14 protein-coding genes are annotated in these 14,204 nt (G+C 38.2%); all 14 read left to right on the top strand.

Annotated elements, in window-relative coordinates:
• Nucleotides 1-595: 595 nt before the first annotated feature.
• Nucleotides 596-1,006, top strand: a complete 411-nt coding sequence (locus P9X27_02865) for a hypothetical protein (protein ID MDP8253322.1) — start codon at nucleotides 596-598, stop codon at nucleotides 1,004-1,006.
• Between the two features lie 2 nt (nucleotides 1,007-1,008).
• Nucleotides 1,009-2,145, top strand: a complete 1,137-nt coding sequence (gene nusA, locus P9X27_02860) for a transcription termination factor NusA (protein MDP8253321.1) — start codon at nucleotides 1,009-1,011, stop codon at nucleotides 2,143-2,145.
• Nucleotides 2,138-4,063: a translation initiation factor IF-2 gene (infB, locus tag P9X27_02855; GenBank protein ID MDP8253320.1), complete on the top strand. Its 1,926-nt coding sequence runs from the start codon at nucleotides 2,138-2,140 to the stop codon at nucleotides 4,061-4,063. The genes nusA and infB overlap by 8 nt, the downstream gene beginning before the upstream one ends.
• Nucleotides 4,063-5,043 carry a tryptophan--tRNA ligase gene (gene trpS, locus P9X27_02850; protein ID MDP8253319.1) on the top strand — a complete coding sequence of 327 codons (981 nt, stop codon included), beginning with the start codon at nucleotides 4,063-4,065 and terminating at the stop codon, nucleotides 5,041-5,043. Before infB ends, trpS begins: the two co-directional genes overlap by 1 nt.
• Nucleotides 5,040-5,795 (top strand): segregation/condensation protein A, encoded by a 756-nt coding sequence (locus P9X27_02845; protein ID MDP8253318.1) that lies wholly within the window; start codon nucleotides 5,040-5,042, stop codon nucleotides 5,793-5,795. The genes trpS and P9X27_02845 overlap by 4 nt, the downstream gene beginning before the upstream one ends.
• Nucleotides 5,785-6,330: an SMC-Scp complex subunit ScpB gene (gene scpB / locus P9X27_02840; protein MDP8253317.1), complete on the top strand. Its 546-nt coding sequence runs from the start codon at nucleotides 5,785-5,787 to the stop codon at nucleotides 6,328-6,330. Before P9X27_02845 ends, scpB begins: the two co-directional genes overlap by 11 nt.
• Entirely contained in the window at nucleotides 6,317-7,378 is a 1,062-nt protein-coding gene (gene pheA / locus P9X27_02835; GenBank protein ID MDP8253316.1) for a prephenate dehydratase, read from the top strand. The genes scpB and pheA overlap by 14 nt, the downstream gene beginning before the upstream one ends.
• A 13-nt stretch (nucleotides 7,379-7,391) precedes the next feature.
• Complete coding sequence (gene hisC, locus P9X27_02830) at nucleotides 7,392-8,498, top strand: histidinol-phosphate transaminase (GenBank protein MDP8253315.1); 1,107 nt, start codon at nucleotides 7,392-7,394, stop codon at nucleotides 8,496-8,498.
• Entirely contained in the window at nucleotides 8,495-9,508 is a 1,014-nt protein-coding gene (gene aroF, locus P9X27_02825) for a 3-deoxy-7-phosphoheptulonate synthase (protein MDP8253314.1), read from the top strand. Before hisC ends, aroF begins: the two co-directional genes overlap by 4 nt.
• Nucleotides 9,505-10,344: a prephenate dehydrogenase gene (locus P9X27_02820; GenBank protein MDP8253313.1), complete on the top strand. Its 840-nt coding sequence runs from the start codon at nucleotides 9,505-9,507 to the stop codon at nucleotides 10,342-10,344. Before aroF ends, P9X27_02820 begins: the two co-directional genes overlap by 4 nt.
• Nucleotides 10,341-11,015 (top strand): (d)CMP kinase, encoded by a 675-nt coding sequence (gene cmk, locus P9X27_02815; protein ID MDP8253312.1) that lies wholly within the window; start codon nucleotides 10,341-10,343, stop codon nucleotides 11,013-11,015. The genes P9X27_02820 and cmk overlap by 4 nt, the downstream gene beginning before the upstream one ends.
• Nucleotides 11,005-11,592 carry a lysophospholipid acyltransferase family protein gene (locus P9X27_02810; GenBank protein ID MDP8253311.1) on the top strand — a complete coding sequence of 196 codons (588 nt, stop codon included), beginning with the start codon at nucleotides 11,005-11,007 and terminating at the stop codon, nucleotides 11,590-11,592. The genes cmk and P9X27_02810 overlap by 11 nt, the downstream gene beginning before the upstream one ends.
• On the top strand, nucleotides 11,589-12,443 hold the full coding sequence (gene ispH / locus P9X27_02805; protein ID MDP8253310.1) for a 4-hydroxy-3-methylbut-2-enyl diphosphate reductase: 855 nt from the start codon (nucleotides 11,589-11,591) through the stop codon (nucleotides 12,441-12,443). The genes P9X27_02810 and ispH overlap by 4 nt, the downstream gene beginning before the upstream one ends.
• Nucleotides 12,444-12,453: 10 nt before the next feature.
• Nucleotides 12,454-14,204 (top strand): 30S ribosomal protein S1 (locus P9X27_02800; protein ID MDP8253309.1); only part of this gene is annotated, 1,751 nt, incomplete at its 3' end.

Raw genomic sequence — 14,204 nt, 5'->3', positions numbered from 1 at the left:
CAGTTCCTATTGTTTTACCTTGAGATTTGATTGTCCAATAAAACTCACCATCAGAATCTTCTTCGGGGTTAGGTAAGAGTTCTATCCATTCTTCTCCTGTAGCATTCTTTATTATAACAGAGCTAAGGATTCCTTCCTCAGTATAGGTGTATTCCTCAATAATATTACCGGATAAGTCTGTCACAGCTGTTACTTGGTGTGAGCTGTTGATGTAAACTATTCCCTCATTACTTATGGTAAGAATATCATCTATGCTGAAAATTGTTTCTCGGGACCTTCATAGAGATAAAACTGCATTGTGATCTATGTTTATTAGATAGAAATATGAAAGCACCCATAATATACCGAACACTGTTCTTTTCATAGGATTTATTGGGTTTGTTTTTATATCTTTATTTACCCCAATATTATTTATACCACATCTTGCTTAACCATCTAAAAATTCCTTATCTTATCCTTGACAGCGAAGTCCATATATTGTATTCTATTCTAAATCGCTTTAAAGGAGGTGAGTGGGTTATTTACCCACTTTTTTTATTGAAAAATGGACAATTTAGAGAAGATTAAGATCCAAGTAGAAGAATACTTAGAACCTATGGTTAAAGATCAGGGTTTTGAGCTTATTAGTTTCTCTATCTCTCAAGTCAGAGAGCAGTTGTTACTGCGAATTGTTATAAATAAAATAGGTGGAGTGACATTAGATGAATGTGTTAATGTTAATAGGAAGTTAGGCAATTTATTGGAAGAGAAAGAACCGTTTGATATGAGCTATAATTTAGAAGTCTCTTCTCCGGGAGTTGATAAGGTTATAGAGAGTGAAAAAGAGTATAAGTGTTTGATTGGTAGAGAATTAATTATTAAAATAGAAGACAACTCTTTAGTGACAGGTGTTCTTAAGAGTATTAAAGGCGGTGTTTTAATAATTGGCTTAGGAGATAAAGATATTAATTTAAATATTGTTGATATCAAAGAGGCTAAACAGAAGATTAAATTATTAGAGGCTTAAATATGAATGAAGAGCTCTTATTAGCTTTGGAATATCTTGGTCAAGAGAAAGGCATAGATCAGAGCAAGCTTATTGATGCAATTGAGGTTGCTATGGTTACAGCAGCTAAGAAGGTTTTTCATGTAGAGAGAGAGGACTTGGATATAAAATTTGATATCGAAAGCGGTGACATGAAAGTCTATCTTAAGGGAGAGGAAGTTGTATCTCAGAAGCTAGGCAGGATTGCTGCTCAGACTGCAAAGCAGGTAATTATGCAGAAGTTGCGTGAAGCAGAGAAAGAGACTATCTACGATGAGTATAAGGACAGAGTCGGAGATGTCCTAACAGGCATGGTTCATAGATTAGAATACGGGGATGTTATTGTGCAGCTTGATAAAGCCGAAGCTATTTTACCTCGCTCAGAGCAGGGTCGAGGCGAGAGTTATAGACAGAGACAGAAACTAAAAGTCTATGTTCTTGAGGTTAAAAAGTCCGGCAAGCCGCCTCTTGTTATTGTATCGCGCAGGAGATCTGAATTAATAAGAAGACTTTTTGAGATAGAAGTGCCTGAGATTCAGGATAAGACAGTTGAGATAGTAGCTATTGCCAGAGAAGCTGGCGAAAGGACCAAAATAGCTGTTAGGAGTAATCAAGAGAGCGTCGATCCTGTTGGGTCTTGCGTTGGCATGAAGGGTGTGAGGGTAAAAAATATAGTAGATGAACTGGGTGGAGAGAAGATAGATATTATTCATTATAGCGATAAGCCTGCTGAGTATATAAAAGCAGCATTGAATCCGGCGCAGGTATCAGATATAAAAATTTTCAAAGAACAGAACAAAGCTCTGGTTATAGTTTTAAAAGATCAGCTCTCTATAGCTATTGGAAGGCATGGTCAGAATGTAAGGTTGGCATCTCAATTGACCAATTGGGAGATAGATGTTAGGAGCCCTGAAGAGTTAAGCGAGGAGTCTCCATTGTTGAAGGTTAAGGGGATAGGCCCTAAAATTGCGGATGTTTTAAGTAAGTCAGGCTATGAGAGTGTTGATATTCTGGCTAAGGCAGATTTTGAGGTTTTAAAAGAGATAGAGGGCTTAGGTGAGAAGACAGCTCAAAAAGCCATAGATGCTGCAAAAAAATATTTAAAGGGTAAAAATGTCTAGTACAAGAGTCTATATACTTGCTCAAGAATTGGGTTTAGATAGCAAAGAGCTCATGGAGTATCTAAAAGATTTAAATGTTGATGCTAAGTCTCATATGAGCAATCTAGATTTAGATACAGCAGAGCTTGTTAGAAGCGAAGTCACTTCTATTTTAAATAAGAAAAAGAAAGCAGAGCTTGATAAGAACCCCAAGATAGCTGTTGAATTTCCAATTACTGTTAGAGATCTTGCGGTTAAGTTAGGCGCAAAGCCCAATGAAGTTCAGAAAAAATTGCTCCAGTGGAAGGTGTTTGCAAGCATTAATCAGCCCTTAAAAGAGGATATCGCATTAAGATTGGCCGAGGAATTCGGTTTTGCTTTAAAGCGCCAATTGACTCATGAGGAAGAAGTCGTAAAGACACATAAAGATGAAGAAGACGGTTCTCTTAAGAGCAGGCACCCCATCGTTACTCTTATGGGTCACGTTGATCATGGTAAGACGACATTACTTGAGAAGATAAGAGATTTAGAGTTGACACATAAAGAGGCTGGAGGGATAACTCAGCATATTGGAGCCTATGAAGTTGTACACAAAGATAAGAAGATTACTTTTATAGATACACCGGGACATGAAGCATTTACCTCTATGAGGGCGAGAGGTGCAAATGTAACCGATATAGTGATTTTAGTAGTTGCAGCAGATGATGGTGTTATGCCTCAGACAGTTGAAGCTATTAATCATGCAAAAGCTGCAGATGTCCCTATAATAGTGGCTATAAATAAGGTTGATAGGCCTGAAGCAAATATTGATAAAGTAAAGAGAGAGCTGGCTGAGATAGGTCTTGCTTCGGAAGACTGGGGCGGAGATGTAATTGCAGTCAATGTCTCTGCTTTAGCTGGTGAAGGGATAGATGCTTTGTTAGATATGGTAATATTGCAAGCAGAGATTATGGAGCTTAAATCTAATCCTAATAAATTAGCCAAAGGAGTAGTGCTTGAGTCCAAAATCACTAAAGGCGGCCCTTTTGTCTCTGTCATAGTTCAGAGCGGTACTTTAAAGGCAGGCGATATGTTTATTTCCGGTACTTGCTTTGGTAAGGTAAGAGCTCTTTTCAACGATATAGGCTTAGAGATTAGAAGCATTGGCCCATCTGACCCTGCAGGAATATTAGGTTTGAATGGAGTTCCAGAGTCGGGAGAAGGTTTTCTTGTCGTTGAAGATGAGAGTAAAATTAAAGGTATTATTGGAAATAGAAAGAACGATGCGAGAGAGAAGAAGCAGGCTCCATCTCAGCGGATGAGTCTCCAAGATTTAACTAAAGAGGGGCAGAAATTATTAAGAGTGATATTGAAAGCGGATGTATATGGTTCACTCGATGCCGTAGTTGATTCCTTAGAGAAACTGAAGAATTCTCAAAAAGAGGAGTTGGATATAAAGATACTACATAAGGGTGTCGGCAACATTACAGAGTCAGATGTTGTTTTAGCGCTTGCCTCAGATGCTTTTGTTGTAGGTTTTAATGTCGGCATTGATGATAAAGCGAAAGCCAGGGCGAAGAAAGAGGCTGTCGAAGTTAGACTCTATAGTATAATATATGAGCTTATAGAAGATATAGATAAGGTTTTCAAAGGATTGCAAGAGCCAGAATTAGAAGAGCGTTTACTGGGCAGGGTTGAGGTGAGGAAGGTTTTTGATGTCAGTAAAGTTGGCAAAATAGCAGGCTGCTGGGTCAGTAAGGGTAAGATCCAGAGAAACTCGCCTTGTAGATTATTGAGAGGCAAAAAGGTTGCCTATGAAGGTAGGATTACATCGTTAAAAAGATTTAAAGACGATACCAAAGAAGTCTCCGAAGGTTATGAATGTGGTTTAAGGTTGGAGGGGCATAACGATATAACTGAAGGAGATATCATAGAAGCATATACTATGATTGAAGTCTGATGAAGAAGAGAATTCTATCCGGAATGAGGCCGACAGGACCTCTACACCTGGGTCATCTTCTTGGAGCACTTAGCAATTGGGTCAAACTTCAAGAGGATTACGATTGCTTTTTTATGATTGCTGATTGGCATGCATTGATGGGGGAATATGCCAATTCAAAGAAGATCGCAGAGTACTCACTCGATAATCTTAAAGATTGGCTTGCTGCAGGATTAGACCCTGATAAATCAGTAATATTTAAGCAGTCCGATGTCGCAGAGCATACAGAGTTAAATTTGATATTTTCTATTATAACTCCATTAGGCTGGCTTCAGAGGTGTCCCACCTATAAAGAGCAGATAAACGAGCTTAGAGAGAGAGACCTTAGTACGCATGGTTTTCTTGGCTACCCCGTGCTTCAAGCTGCTGATATTCTACTTTACAAGGCAGAGGGAGTTCCTGTAGGTGAAGATCAGTTGCCACATCTAGAATTAACAAGAGAGCTGGTAAGGAGGTTCCATCATCTATTTGGTAAGAATATTTTTCCTGAACCAGAGGCTTTACTTACGAAGAGTTCAAAGCTTTTGGGTTTAGATGGACGTAAAATGTCCAAAAGCTATGGAAACTTCATTGCTTTGGCTGACAAGGATGAGGTTGTAAAAGAAAAAATAAGAACAATGTTTACAGATCCTCAAAGAATAAAACTTCAGGATCCAGGAAGACCAGAAATCTGCAATATTTATAAGTATTATGAGCTGTTTTCTCCTAGTCAGACTACTGATGTTGGCAGAGAATGCAGAGAGGCTAAGATAGGATGCGTTGAAGACAAAGAGAGGTTTGCAGATCTACTGATTGATTACCTTAAGCCATTCCAGAAAAGAAGAGAAGCCATAGGATCTGATCTGAGCTACCTTGAGAATTTACTTAAGGAGGGAGCTGAGAGAGCTAAACAAGTTGCTAAAAAGACAATCTCTGAGGTTAGAGAGGTTATAGGACTATGAACGATTATAAGGTAAGACTTAAGATTTTTGAAGGCCCCTTGGATTTGCTGCTCTATTTGATTAAAAAAAATGAAGTGAGTATTTATGATATACCTATTGCTGATGTAACCAATCAATATTTAGAATACCTTAAAGTGATGCAGGATTTAGACCTTGATATTGTCGGAGATTTTCTTGTTATGGCTGCGACGCTGCTGTATATAAAATCACGAATGCTGCTGCCTCAAGAAGAGGTGGCCTTAGATGAAGAGATACCTGAGGATGACCCTAGAGAGGATCTTGTTAATCGATTGATGGAGTATAAGAAGTTTAAAGAAGCAGCAGGGTTGCTTAGGAATAAAGAGGAAGAGGGGAATGAGGTCTTTAAAAGATACTTACCGCAGTCAGATATTGATTTAACGCAGAAAGAGAGCTTCCTTTGCGATGGTTTTGAAGCCAGCATATTTGATTTGATATCCGCTTTTACAGAGGCCCTTAAAAACATACCTAAAGATGATTTCAAAGTTGTTTTAGACGAAGAGCATACAGTTGAAGAGAAGATGGAGTTTGTCATATCTCTCTTAGATCGGAAAGGGGTTATCTATTTCAACAATATCTGGGCTAGGATAAGAAGCAGGATCGAGGCAGTAGTCTTTTTTTTAGCGTTGCTGGAGCTAATAAGGTTGAAAAAAATTATAATAAGACAGATTGGTCTTTTTGGAGAGATTAAGATATTTAAACCACTGCCGATATTAAATAGCGATGGAAAATAAATCCGAGATAAAAAGCATAGTTGAGGCACTTCTCTTTGTTGCTGATAAGCCGCTCTCAATAGAGCAGATAAAAGCTGTTGTGGAAGCTGATAGATCAGAGATTAAATCGAATATAGAGGATCTAAAGAGAGAGTATGAACTAAGGCATAGTTTTAGAATTCGTGAGGTTGCCGGAGGTTATCAGCTTGTAACAGACCCTGTCTATGCTCACTGGCTTAGAAAATTTTTTCAAGGCGGCCGCAAAGGAAGACTCTCTAAGGCAGCTCTTGAAACACTTGCAATAGTTGCTTATAAGCAGCCTATTACAAGACCAGAGATGGAGCAGATTAGAGGGGTTGATGTTGATGGTGTTATAAGAAAACTGCTTGAGAAAGGTTTGGTTAAAATTGCCGGCAGAAAAGATGTTATAGGTAAACCGCTTATGTATGCAACCACTAAAAGGTTCTTGGAGTATTTTGGGTTAAACTCTTTGGAGGAGCTGCCCGATTTAAATGAATTTGTAGAAATGGAGCAAGAAGATAATGAAGATAATTGAGATCAGAAAGAAGATTGATGATTTAGACAAGAAGATAGTTGGACTTCTTAACGGAAGAGCAAAGTTAATAACAGATATCGGAAAGATTAAAAGGAAGAATAATAAGAGTATCTATGTTCCTGAGAGAGAGAGGGAAGTTTATAGGAAGATTAAAAGCTATAGTAAGGGGCCGATACCAAAGGAGCATCTTGAGTATATATATCGTGAAATAATGTCTTCTTCTCTGGCGCTTGAAAAAGAGATAACTGTAGCTTTTTTAGGCCCTGAAGCCACCTTTACACAGCTGGCCGCTCTCAAAAAATTTGGTTCTTCAGTGAAGTATATAGAGTGCAGCGTAATAACTGATATTTTTAATGAAGTAGAGAAGGGTAATGCGGACTTTGGAGTTGTTCCAATTGAAAATTCATTTGAAGGTGCTGTAAATCATACTTTGGATATGTTTGTTGACTCAGAATTAAGCATCTGCTCTGAGATATATTTAAAGATAGCTCATTGTTTAATGTCGAAGTCAAAGAATATTAAAGAGCTCAAGAAGATTTATTCTAAATCTGAAGTCTTTGGTCAATGCAGAAAGTGGTTAGAGAGCAATGCTCGCGGAATTGATCTCATCGAAGTCTCTTCTACTGCTAGAGCTGCTCAGATAGCGGCAGAAGAGAAAGGGGCTGGATGTATAGCCAGCAAAATGGCCAAGGATATTTATGGCTTAAATACGATTGCATCTTTAATTGAAGATGCCCCTTGTAATGTAACAAGGTTTTTAGTTATAGGGGAGACTTTAGCTCAGCCGACGGGCAAAGATAAGACATCAGTAGTCTTTTCTGTGAAAGATAAGATTGGAGCCTTACATGCAATGCTTATTCCTTTTAAGAGGCACGGTATTAACCTGACAAAAATAGAGTCTCGACCTTCAAAGAAGAGAGCTTGGGACTATTATTTCTTTGTTGATTTAGAAGGACATTGCAAAGATATTAAAGTAGCTAAGGCCTTGGCTGAGCTTTCTGATGTAACTTCTAACCTGAAGATACTAGGCTCTTATCCAAGATCTTAAGAGATATATTAATATGGATATTGAGAAACTTATAAAAAGTACAACAAGAGAGATCAGGCCCTATAGGCCTGGTAAACCTATAGCTGAGGTAAAGAGAGAGCTTGGGCTTAAAAGGGTTTATAAGTTAGCTTCAAATGAAAACCCTTTGGGACCTTCACCTAAAGCTATAGCTGCTATAAAGAGAGCTTCGATAGATATAAATCGCTACCCTGAATCAGGATGCTTCTATCTTAAAGAACGATTGGCTGAGATCTATGGTCTTGAGCCGGATAATTTTGTAATAGGTAATGGCTCCGATGAGCTGATAGCGTTAACATTAAGAACTTTTTTGAATCCTGGAGATGAGGTTATAGTCTCTAAGCCTACATTTTTAATGTATGAGTTCTATTCTAAAATGGAAGGGGCAAATCTCAAGATAGTTCCTATGAATAATTTTAAATATGATTTAGATGCTATATTAGATGTTGTAACAGATAAAACCAAGATAATCTTTATTGCAAATCCTGATAATCCTTGTGGAACCTATGTTACAAAAAATGAGATAGAAAGATTCATAGATAGATTGCCTAGCGATGTTATCCTTTTTCACGACGAAGCTTATTATGAATTTATGCAGATGGATGATTATCCGGATCTATTTGGGTATATTAAAAATAAGCCTGTTATTATAGCTAGGACTTTTTCTAAAGTTTACGGTTTAGCCGGACTAAGGATAGGTTATGGCATAGCTGATAAAAGGGTAGCCGAGCATATAAACAAGGTTAGAGATCCTTTTAATGTTAATTCTTTGGCTCAGGCTGGAGCACTGGCCGCTTTAGACGATAGAGATTTTGTTGAAAAAGTTGTGAAGTTGACCAAGGAAAACAGAGAATATCTTTTCAAAGAGTTTGAGCGTTTGGGTTTGAATTATGTCAGGTCTTATACTAATTGTATAATTGTTGAGATTGGAGATAGGGCTCAGGATCTATTAAGTTATCTCTTGAAAAATGGAATTATAGTAAGAGATATGTCTGTCTGGGGTCTCAATAAGCATATAAGAGTGAGTGTTGGGCTTAAACATGAAAATAGAGAGTTTGTTAAACTTTTAGAGGAATTTATAAAAAAGGAGATTAAAAAATGATCATTGTTCTTAAACCGAATATCACCAAAGAGGAGATTGACCACCTAACAGAGAAGATTAAATCCTGGGGCTTAACACCGATGATATCAAGAGGCGTAGAGAGGTCTATTATAGGTGTTATAGGCGAAGAGGATATTTTGCGTAGTCAGCCATTAGAGGCATTTCCAGGTGTCGAGAAGGTTATCCCGGTTCTGGCACCATATAAGCTTGTATCTAGAGAGTTTAAACCTGAGAGTACTGTAATAGATATAAAAGGTATTTGTATTGGAGGTAAGAGAATAATAAATATGGCCGGCCCTTGTTCAATAGAGAGTTATGAGCAGTTAAAAGGTATTGCCGAACACGCCAAGAGGTCGGGTGCTCAGATTTTAAGAGGCGGAGCTTTTAAGCCCAGAACATCCCCCTATAGCTTTCAGGGTTTAGGGGAAGAGGGCTTGAGGATGTTAAGAGAGATTGCTGATAATCTCGACATGGCTGTTGTCACAGAGATTATGGATGTCAGAGATCTGGATCTTCTTGAGAAATATACAGATATTATTCAAGTTGGCGCCAGGAATATGCAGAATTTTACATTGCTTAAGGAGATTGGACAGTCTAGAAAACCTGTCCTTCTAAAGAGAGGTATGAGTGCAACTGTAAAAGATCTCTTGATGGCAGCTGAATATATACTCTCAGGAGGCAATTTTCAGGTTATGCTCTGTGAGCGAGGTATTAGAACTTTTGAGACTGCAACAAGGTTTACATTGGATATCAATGCTATTTCGGTTATAAAGCAGAAATCACATTTGCCGGTTATAGTTGACCCTTCTCATGGTACAGGTAAATGGAATCTAGTAACTCCTGCGGCAGCAGCTGCGATTGCAGCCGGAGCTGATGGATTAATAGTTGAAATTCATACTAGCCCTGAAGATGCTTTCTCTGATGGGGAGCAGTCGCTGCTTCCAGAAAAATATTCTAAGATGATGGATCTTGTTGGTTCAGTTGCCAAGGCTGTGGGCAGAGAAATATGAGTAGAGAATTTAATAGAGTAGCCATAATTGGAGTCGGCCTTATAGGGGGTTCATTGGCCAAGGCTATAAAGAAGAGCGGTATTGCTAAAGAGGTTGTAGGTTATTTCAAGAGAGAGAGTTCATTAAAAAAAGCAAAAAAGCTTAACCTGCTAGACGGTTATTACAGAGATTTAGATCAAGCTGTTTTAGGCTCAGATTTGATTATACTGGCAACACCCGTTTATAGCATAATAGATATTGGAAAAGCGATTAAAGGCTCCCTGCTGGAGGAAGCTCTTATAACGGATGCTGGGAGTACTAAAAGAGAGATAGTAAATGAGCTTACCAAGCTCTATCCTAAGAATTATCTTGGTGCTCATCCTCTTGCCGGATCAGAAAAAAGGGGAGTAGAGTATGCGAATTCGGAACTTTTCAAAAATAAAGTTGTTATCTTGACTCCTACAGAAAAGACTCCAATTGCTGTTTTTAGAAAATTAAAACTATTTTGGAAGAGCATAGGAATGAAGATAGTTGTCTTGGATCCTGAAACTCACGATAAGATGCTCTCCAAGGTAAGCCATCTTCCGCATCTCCTGATGTGTTTGCTGCTGGAAAGCGTAACTAAGGATGATTTGAGGTTTGCTTCTAGTGGTTTTCGCGATGCGACACGAATAGCAGCTTCTGATAGTAAACTTTGGAGCGATATACTTTTATCTAATAGGAAAAATATTATTAAAGATATAGATGATTATATTAAAATGTTACTTAAGTATAAAAACTTTATAAAGAAAGGCTCCAGAGAAGAGCTCCAGTCTTCTATAGCCAATGCAGCTAGCAAGAGAAGGCAGCTTGGATGATTACCAAAAAAGTAATAACAATAGATGGTCCTGCCGGTTCTGGTAAAAGTACTGTTGCAAAATTAGTTGCTAAGAGGCTAGGTCTCAACTATCTTGATACAGGAGCAATGTATAGGGCTCTTACCTGGGCTTCTCTTGAAGCCAAAATCGATCTTTCTAATAACAGTGCTATCTTAGCTATAGCAGAGAGTATGGATTTAAATATCTCCTATCAGAATGGAAAGCTAAGTGTCTATCTAAAAGGTAAAGATGTGTCGGATGCAATAAGACTTCCTCTGGTCAATGAAAGTATATCAAGAATTTCAGAGGTTCCTGAGGTTAGAGATATCATGGTTTCTAAACAGAGAGAATTAGCTAAGAGCGGGGCGGTTGTAGAGGGGCGGGATATTGGGACAGTAGTCTTTCCTGATGCAGAGTATAAGTTTTATATCGATGCTGATTTCGATATTAGGGTAGAAAGAAGATATAAGGAGATGCAAGCAAAAGAGTTGGATCTATCTAGGGATGATGTGAGTATAAATCTATCTAAGAGAGACATCAGTGATAAGAATAGGCTCCATGGGCCTCTGGTGAAAGCAGAAGATGCAATAGTTATAGATACAACAGGAATGTCTATAGATGATGTTGTCGATAAAATACTCTCTTATCTTGGAGACAAGAATGATTCTTAATAGACTCTTAAGCTTAATGGGTCTTCTTATTGCTAAGATATTGTTTTTATTACGTATTGAGGGTAAGAATAATGTTCCTCTAAGAGGAGCTGTCATAATAGCTAGTAATCATGCAAGCTTTTTGGACCCTATTTTACTGGGCGCAGCTTCGAGACGTGTGTTGAATTTTATGGCTAAAGAAGAGTTATTTCACTTGGGGATTTTTTCAAAATTGATATCAAACGTAGGTACATTACCCATTAAAAGAGGAGCTCTTTCTAAAAGCACTATAAAACAGGCTCTTAGATTTTTAAATCAAGGCAGGGCTCTTGTAGTCTTTCCTGAAGGCAGCAGGTCTAGAGATGGAGAGATTGGCAAGGGGGAGTCTGGAGTGGTCTGGCTTGCAAGAGCAACAGAGGCTCTTATAGTACCTGTAAAGATATCTGGAACAGATAAGGCTTTAGGTGTTAACAGTACTGCAATACGCCCTTACCCGGTTAAGGTTGCCTTTGGAAAGCCTTTGAAGCTCTCTGATTTAGAAGGAGAGGATTTAGAGAGTATGTCAGATAGTCTGATGGAGAGAATAAAGAGATTATGAATATTGAGATTGTTGAACCTTGCGGTTTTTGCGCAGGAGTAAAGAGAGCCATAGATTTAGCTCAGGATGCACTGAGAAGCTATAAGTCAGTATATTGTTTAGGAGAGTTGATTCATAATGAGACAGTGGTCTCCGGTTTAAAGAGAGAAGGGCTTATTGTTATTCAAGATCTCTCTGAACTTGAAGGTAGAGATCTCTTTGATTCTGCGGTAATCATAAGAAGTCATGGGGCAAAAAAAGAGGTTTATGATTTTCTGAATAACCATGATATTGCTATTGTGGATGCAACATGTACTATTGTTAAGAAAATTCAGGGGCTGTGCCGAGAATTTAGTAAAGATGGCTGTACTACGATAATATTTGGAGATAAGCTTCATCATGAAGTTCAATCCTTAATGGACTATTGCGATGGGAGAGTAAGTGTTATAGCTAGCGTAGAAGATGTGGGTAAAGATATAGCTTTAGATAGCTCTATCCTTATTAGTCAGTCGACTAAAGACGAGAAGCAATTGTTAGACCTCTATGAACAGCTCTTTAAAAGAGGTTTGCCAAAATCCAATTTTTATAATACAATATGCTCCGACATAAAGACTAGACAGAAAGAGCTTGACTCTTTAGCGGGTAGAGTAGATCTGGTTTTAGTGTTAGGGAGTAAGCAGAGCGCCAATACAGCTAATCTGTTCTCTATAGCAAAAGAGAAGTGCAGTAAAAGCTTTTTGGTCTCTGACTTAAATGAACTCCCGGAAGTTAAAATAAGTGAGTCTAGCAGCATTGCTATTGCAACAGGTGCTTCAACTCCTTATAATTTTTTAAATTCTGTTACAGAGAGAATCAAAAATCTATATAAATGAGGTGAATGGCATGACAGAAGGAAAAGAGAAAATCGATATTAGCAGTAGTGAGGAAGATTTTAGGAATAACCTTGATAGGTTATATGAAGAGAGCTTTCAGCAGCTCAAAGAGGGTTCTATTGTAAAAGGCACAATTATACACATTAAAAATAATACTGTGCTCCTGGACCTGCATTACAAGGCAGAAGGTGTTCTCTCTAAGGATGAGTTTATGGATTTATCCGAGGTTGAGGTTGGTAAAGAGGCTGAGGTGTATGTATCTAGCTTAGAGAACGAAGAAGGCTTGGTCGTGCTTTCCAAGAAGCGGGCTGATAAGGTTCTTGGATGGGAGAAGATAAATAAGGATTATAAAGAAGGCGATACTGTTAAAGGTAAAGTGGTTAAAAAAGTAAAAGGCGGCCTGATTGTAAATATCGGAGTAGAGGCTTTTCTGCCAGCATCTCTTGTAGATATCAAAGGTATTCCGGATCTGGATACTATGGTAGGTAAAGTAATCGATTGTAAGATTGTATCCATCAATATTAAGAGAAAAAACGTGGTTGTCTCTCGCAAGGAGCACTTAATGGCTGAGATGGGACAGAAGAAGGGAGAGTTATTGAGTAAGATAAATGCTGGCGATATTGTTGAGGGTATAGTCAAAAATATAACCGATTATGGGGCTTTTATAGAGATAGATGTGGTTGATGGTTTGCTCCATATATCAGATATGAGTTGGGGAAGAATCAATCATCCTTCAGAACTCTTGGCAATAGGCGATAAAGTCAAGGTTAAGATTCTGGATGTCGACAATGAGCATCAGCGTGTCTCCTTAGGGCTTAAGCAATTAAGTTCTGATCCTTGGGAAGATGTAGAGAAGAAATATTTTTTAAGCTCTCAGGTCAAGGGAAAAATAATAAACATTCTTCCTTACGGTGCTTTTGTTGAGCTTGAACCAGGGATTGAGGGTTTTATCCACGTTTCTGACCTCTCTTGGACAAAGAAGATAAGAGATGCTCATGAGCTGTTTGTTATAGGAGATATGATAGAAGCGGTAGTTCTCTCTGTTGACTTGGATAGAAGAAGGATAACTCTAGGCATAAAACAACTAGAGCAGGATCCATGGAAAGATATAGAATCTAAATATGTTCTTGATTCCATGGTCAATGGAAAAGTTACTGGTTTTAATGAGGATGGGGCTTTTATAGAGATAGAAGATGGTGTTGATGGTTTTATCTCTAAAAATGATCTATCTTGGACTAGGCGCATAAATCATGCTTATGAAATTTTGAAAAAAGGGCAGAAATTAGAGTTGAAGATTATAGGCATCAATAACGCTTTTAGGCAGCTTATTCTGGGGTTGAAACAGCTTAAGCCTGACCCTTGGCCTCAAATAGAGGAGAAATACAGACCTGATACTGTTCTTGAGGGCGAAGTGACAAGTGTATTTCCTTTTGGGGTTTTTGTACAGCTTGAGGAAGACCTAGAAGGCTTGCTTCATATTTCGGAGGTAGGTAAAGAGTCAGATACCTTACAAGATGGATTCAATCCGCAAGACAAAGTAAAGGTTGTTGTTCTATCTATCGACAAAGATAAGAAGCAGATAAGGTTGACTTTAAAAGATGGTGATAAGGGTTTAGATTCAAACAATGTTTTAAAGGTTAAAGAGGAAATAGAAGTTAGCCCTGAAGATGTTTCTGAGGAAGAGGTAGTAATTGATGATTCTGAATCTATTCAGGTTGAGGATGAAGCAAAAAAGGTTTCTGAAGAGGGAGAGGTTAAAGA

It is taken from the genome of Candidatus Kaelpia aquatica (genome assembly GCA_030765335.1).
Taxonomy (GTDB): Bacteria; Omnitrophota; Gorgyraeia; order Kaelpiales; family Kaelpiaceae; genus Kaelpia; species Kaelpia aquatica.
The sequence above is the reverse complement of the archived record's forward strand: the minus strand, read 5'-3'. Positions and strand labels throughout refer to the sequence as shown.

What these genes read in the sequence shown, in the direction of transcription:
- P9X27_02865 (MDP8253322.1), top strand. Translation starts at nt 596, where the DNA reads ATGGTTAAAGATCAGGGTTTTGAGCTTATTAGTTTCTCTATCTCTCAA.
- nusA (MDP8253321.1), top strand. Translation starts at nt 1,009, where the DNA reads ATGAATGAAGAGCTCTTATTAGCTTTGGAATATCTTGGTCAAGAGAAA.
- infB (MDP8253320.1), top strand. Translation starts at nt 2,138, where the DNA reads ATGTCTAGTACAAGAGTCTATATACTTGCTCAAGAATTGGGTTTAGAT.
- trpS (MDP8253319.1), top strand. Translation starts at nt 4,063, where the DNA reads ATGAAGAAGAGAATTCTATCCGGAATGAGGCCGACAGGACCTCTACAC.
- P9X27_02845 (MDP8253318.1), top strand. Translation starts at nt 5,040, where the DNA reads ATGAACGATTATAAGGTAAGACTTAAGATTTTTGAAGGCCCCTTGGAT.
- scpB (MDP8253317.1), top strand. Translation starts at nt 5,785, where the DNA reads ATGGAAAATAAATCCGAGATAAAAAGCATAGTTGAGGCACTTCTCTTT.
- pheA (MDP8253316.1), top strand. Translation starts at nt 6,317, where the DNA reads ATGAAGATAATTGAGATCAGAAAGAAGATTGATGATTTAGACAAGAAG.
- hisC (MDP8253315.1), top strand. Translation starts at nt 7,392, where the DNA reads ATGGATATTGAGAAACTTATAAAAAGTACAACAAGAGAGATCAGGCCC.
- aroF (MDP8253314.1), top strand. Translation starts at nt 8,495, where the DNA reads ATGATCATTGTTCTTAAACCGAATATCACCAAAGAGGAGATTGACCAC.
- P9X27_02820 (MDP8253313.1), top strand. Translation starts at nt 9,505, where the DNA reads ATGAGTAGAGAATTTAATAGAGTAGCCATAATTGGAGTCGGCCTTATA.
- cmk (MDP8253312.1), top strand. Translation starts at nt 10,341, where the DNA reads ATGATTACCAAAAAAGTAATAACAATAGATGGTCCTGCCGGTTCTGGT.
- P9X27_02810 (MDP8253311.1), top strand. Translation starts at nt 11,005, where the DNA reads ATGATTCTTAATAGACTCTTAAGCTTAATGGGTCTTCTTATTGCTAAG.
- ispH (MDP8253310.1), top strand. Translation starts at nt 11,589, where the DNA reads ATGAATATTGAGATTGTTGAACCTTGCGGTTTTTGCGCAGGAGTAAAG.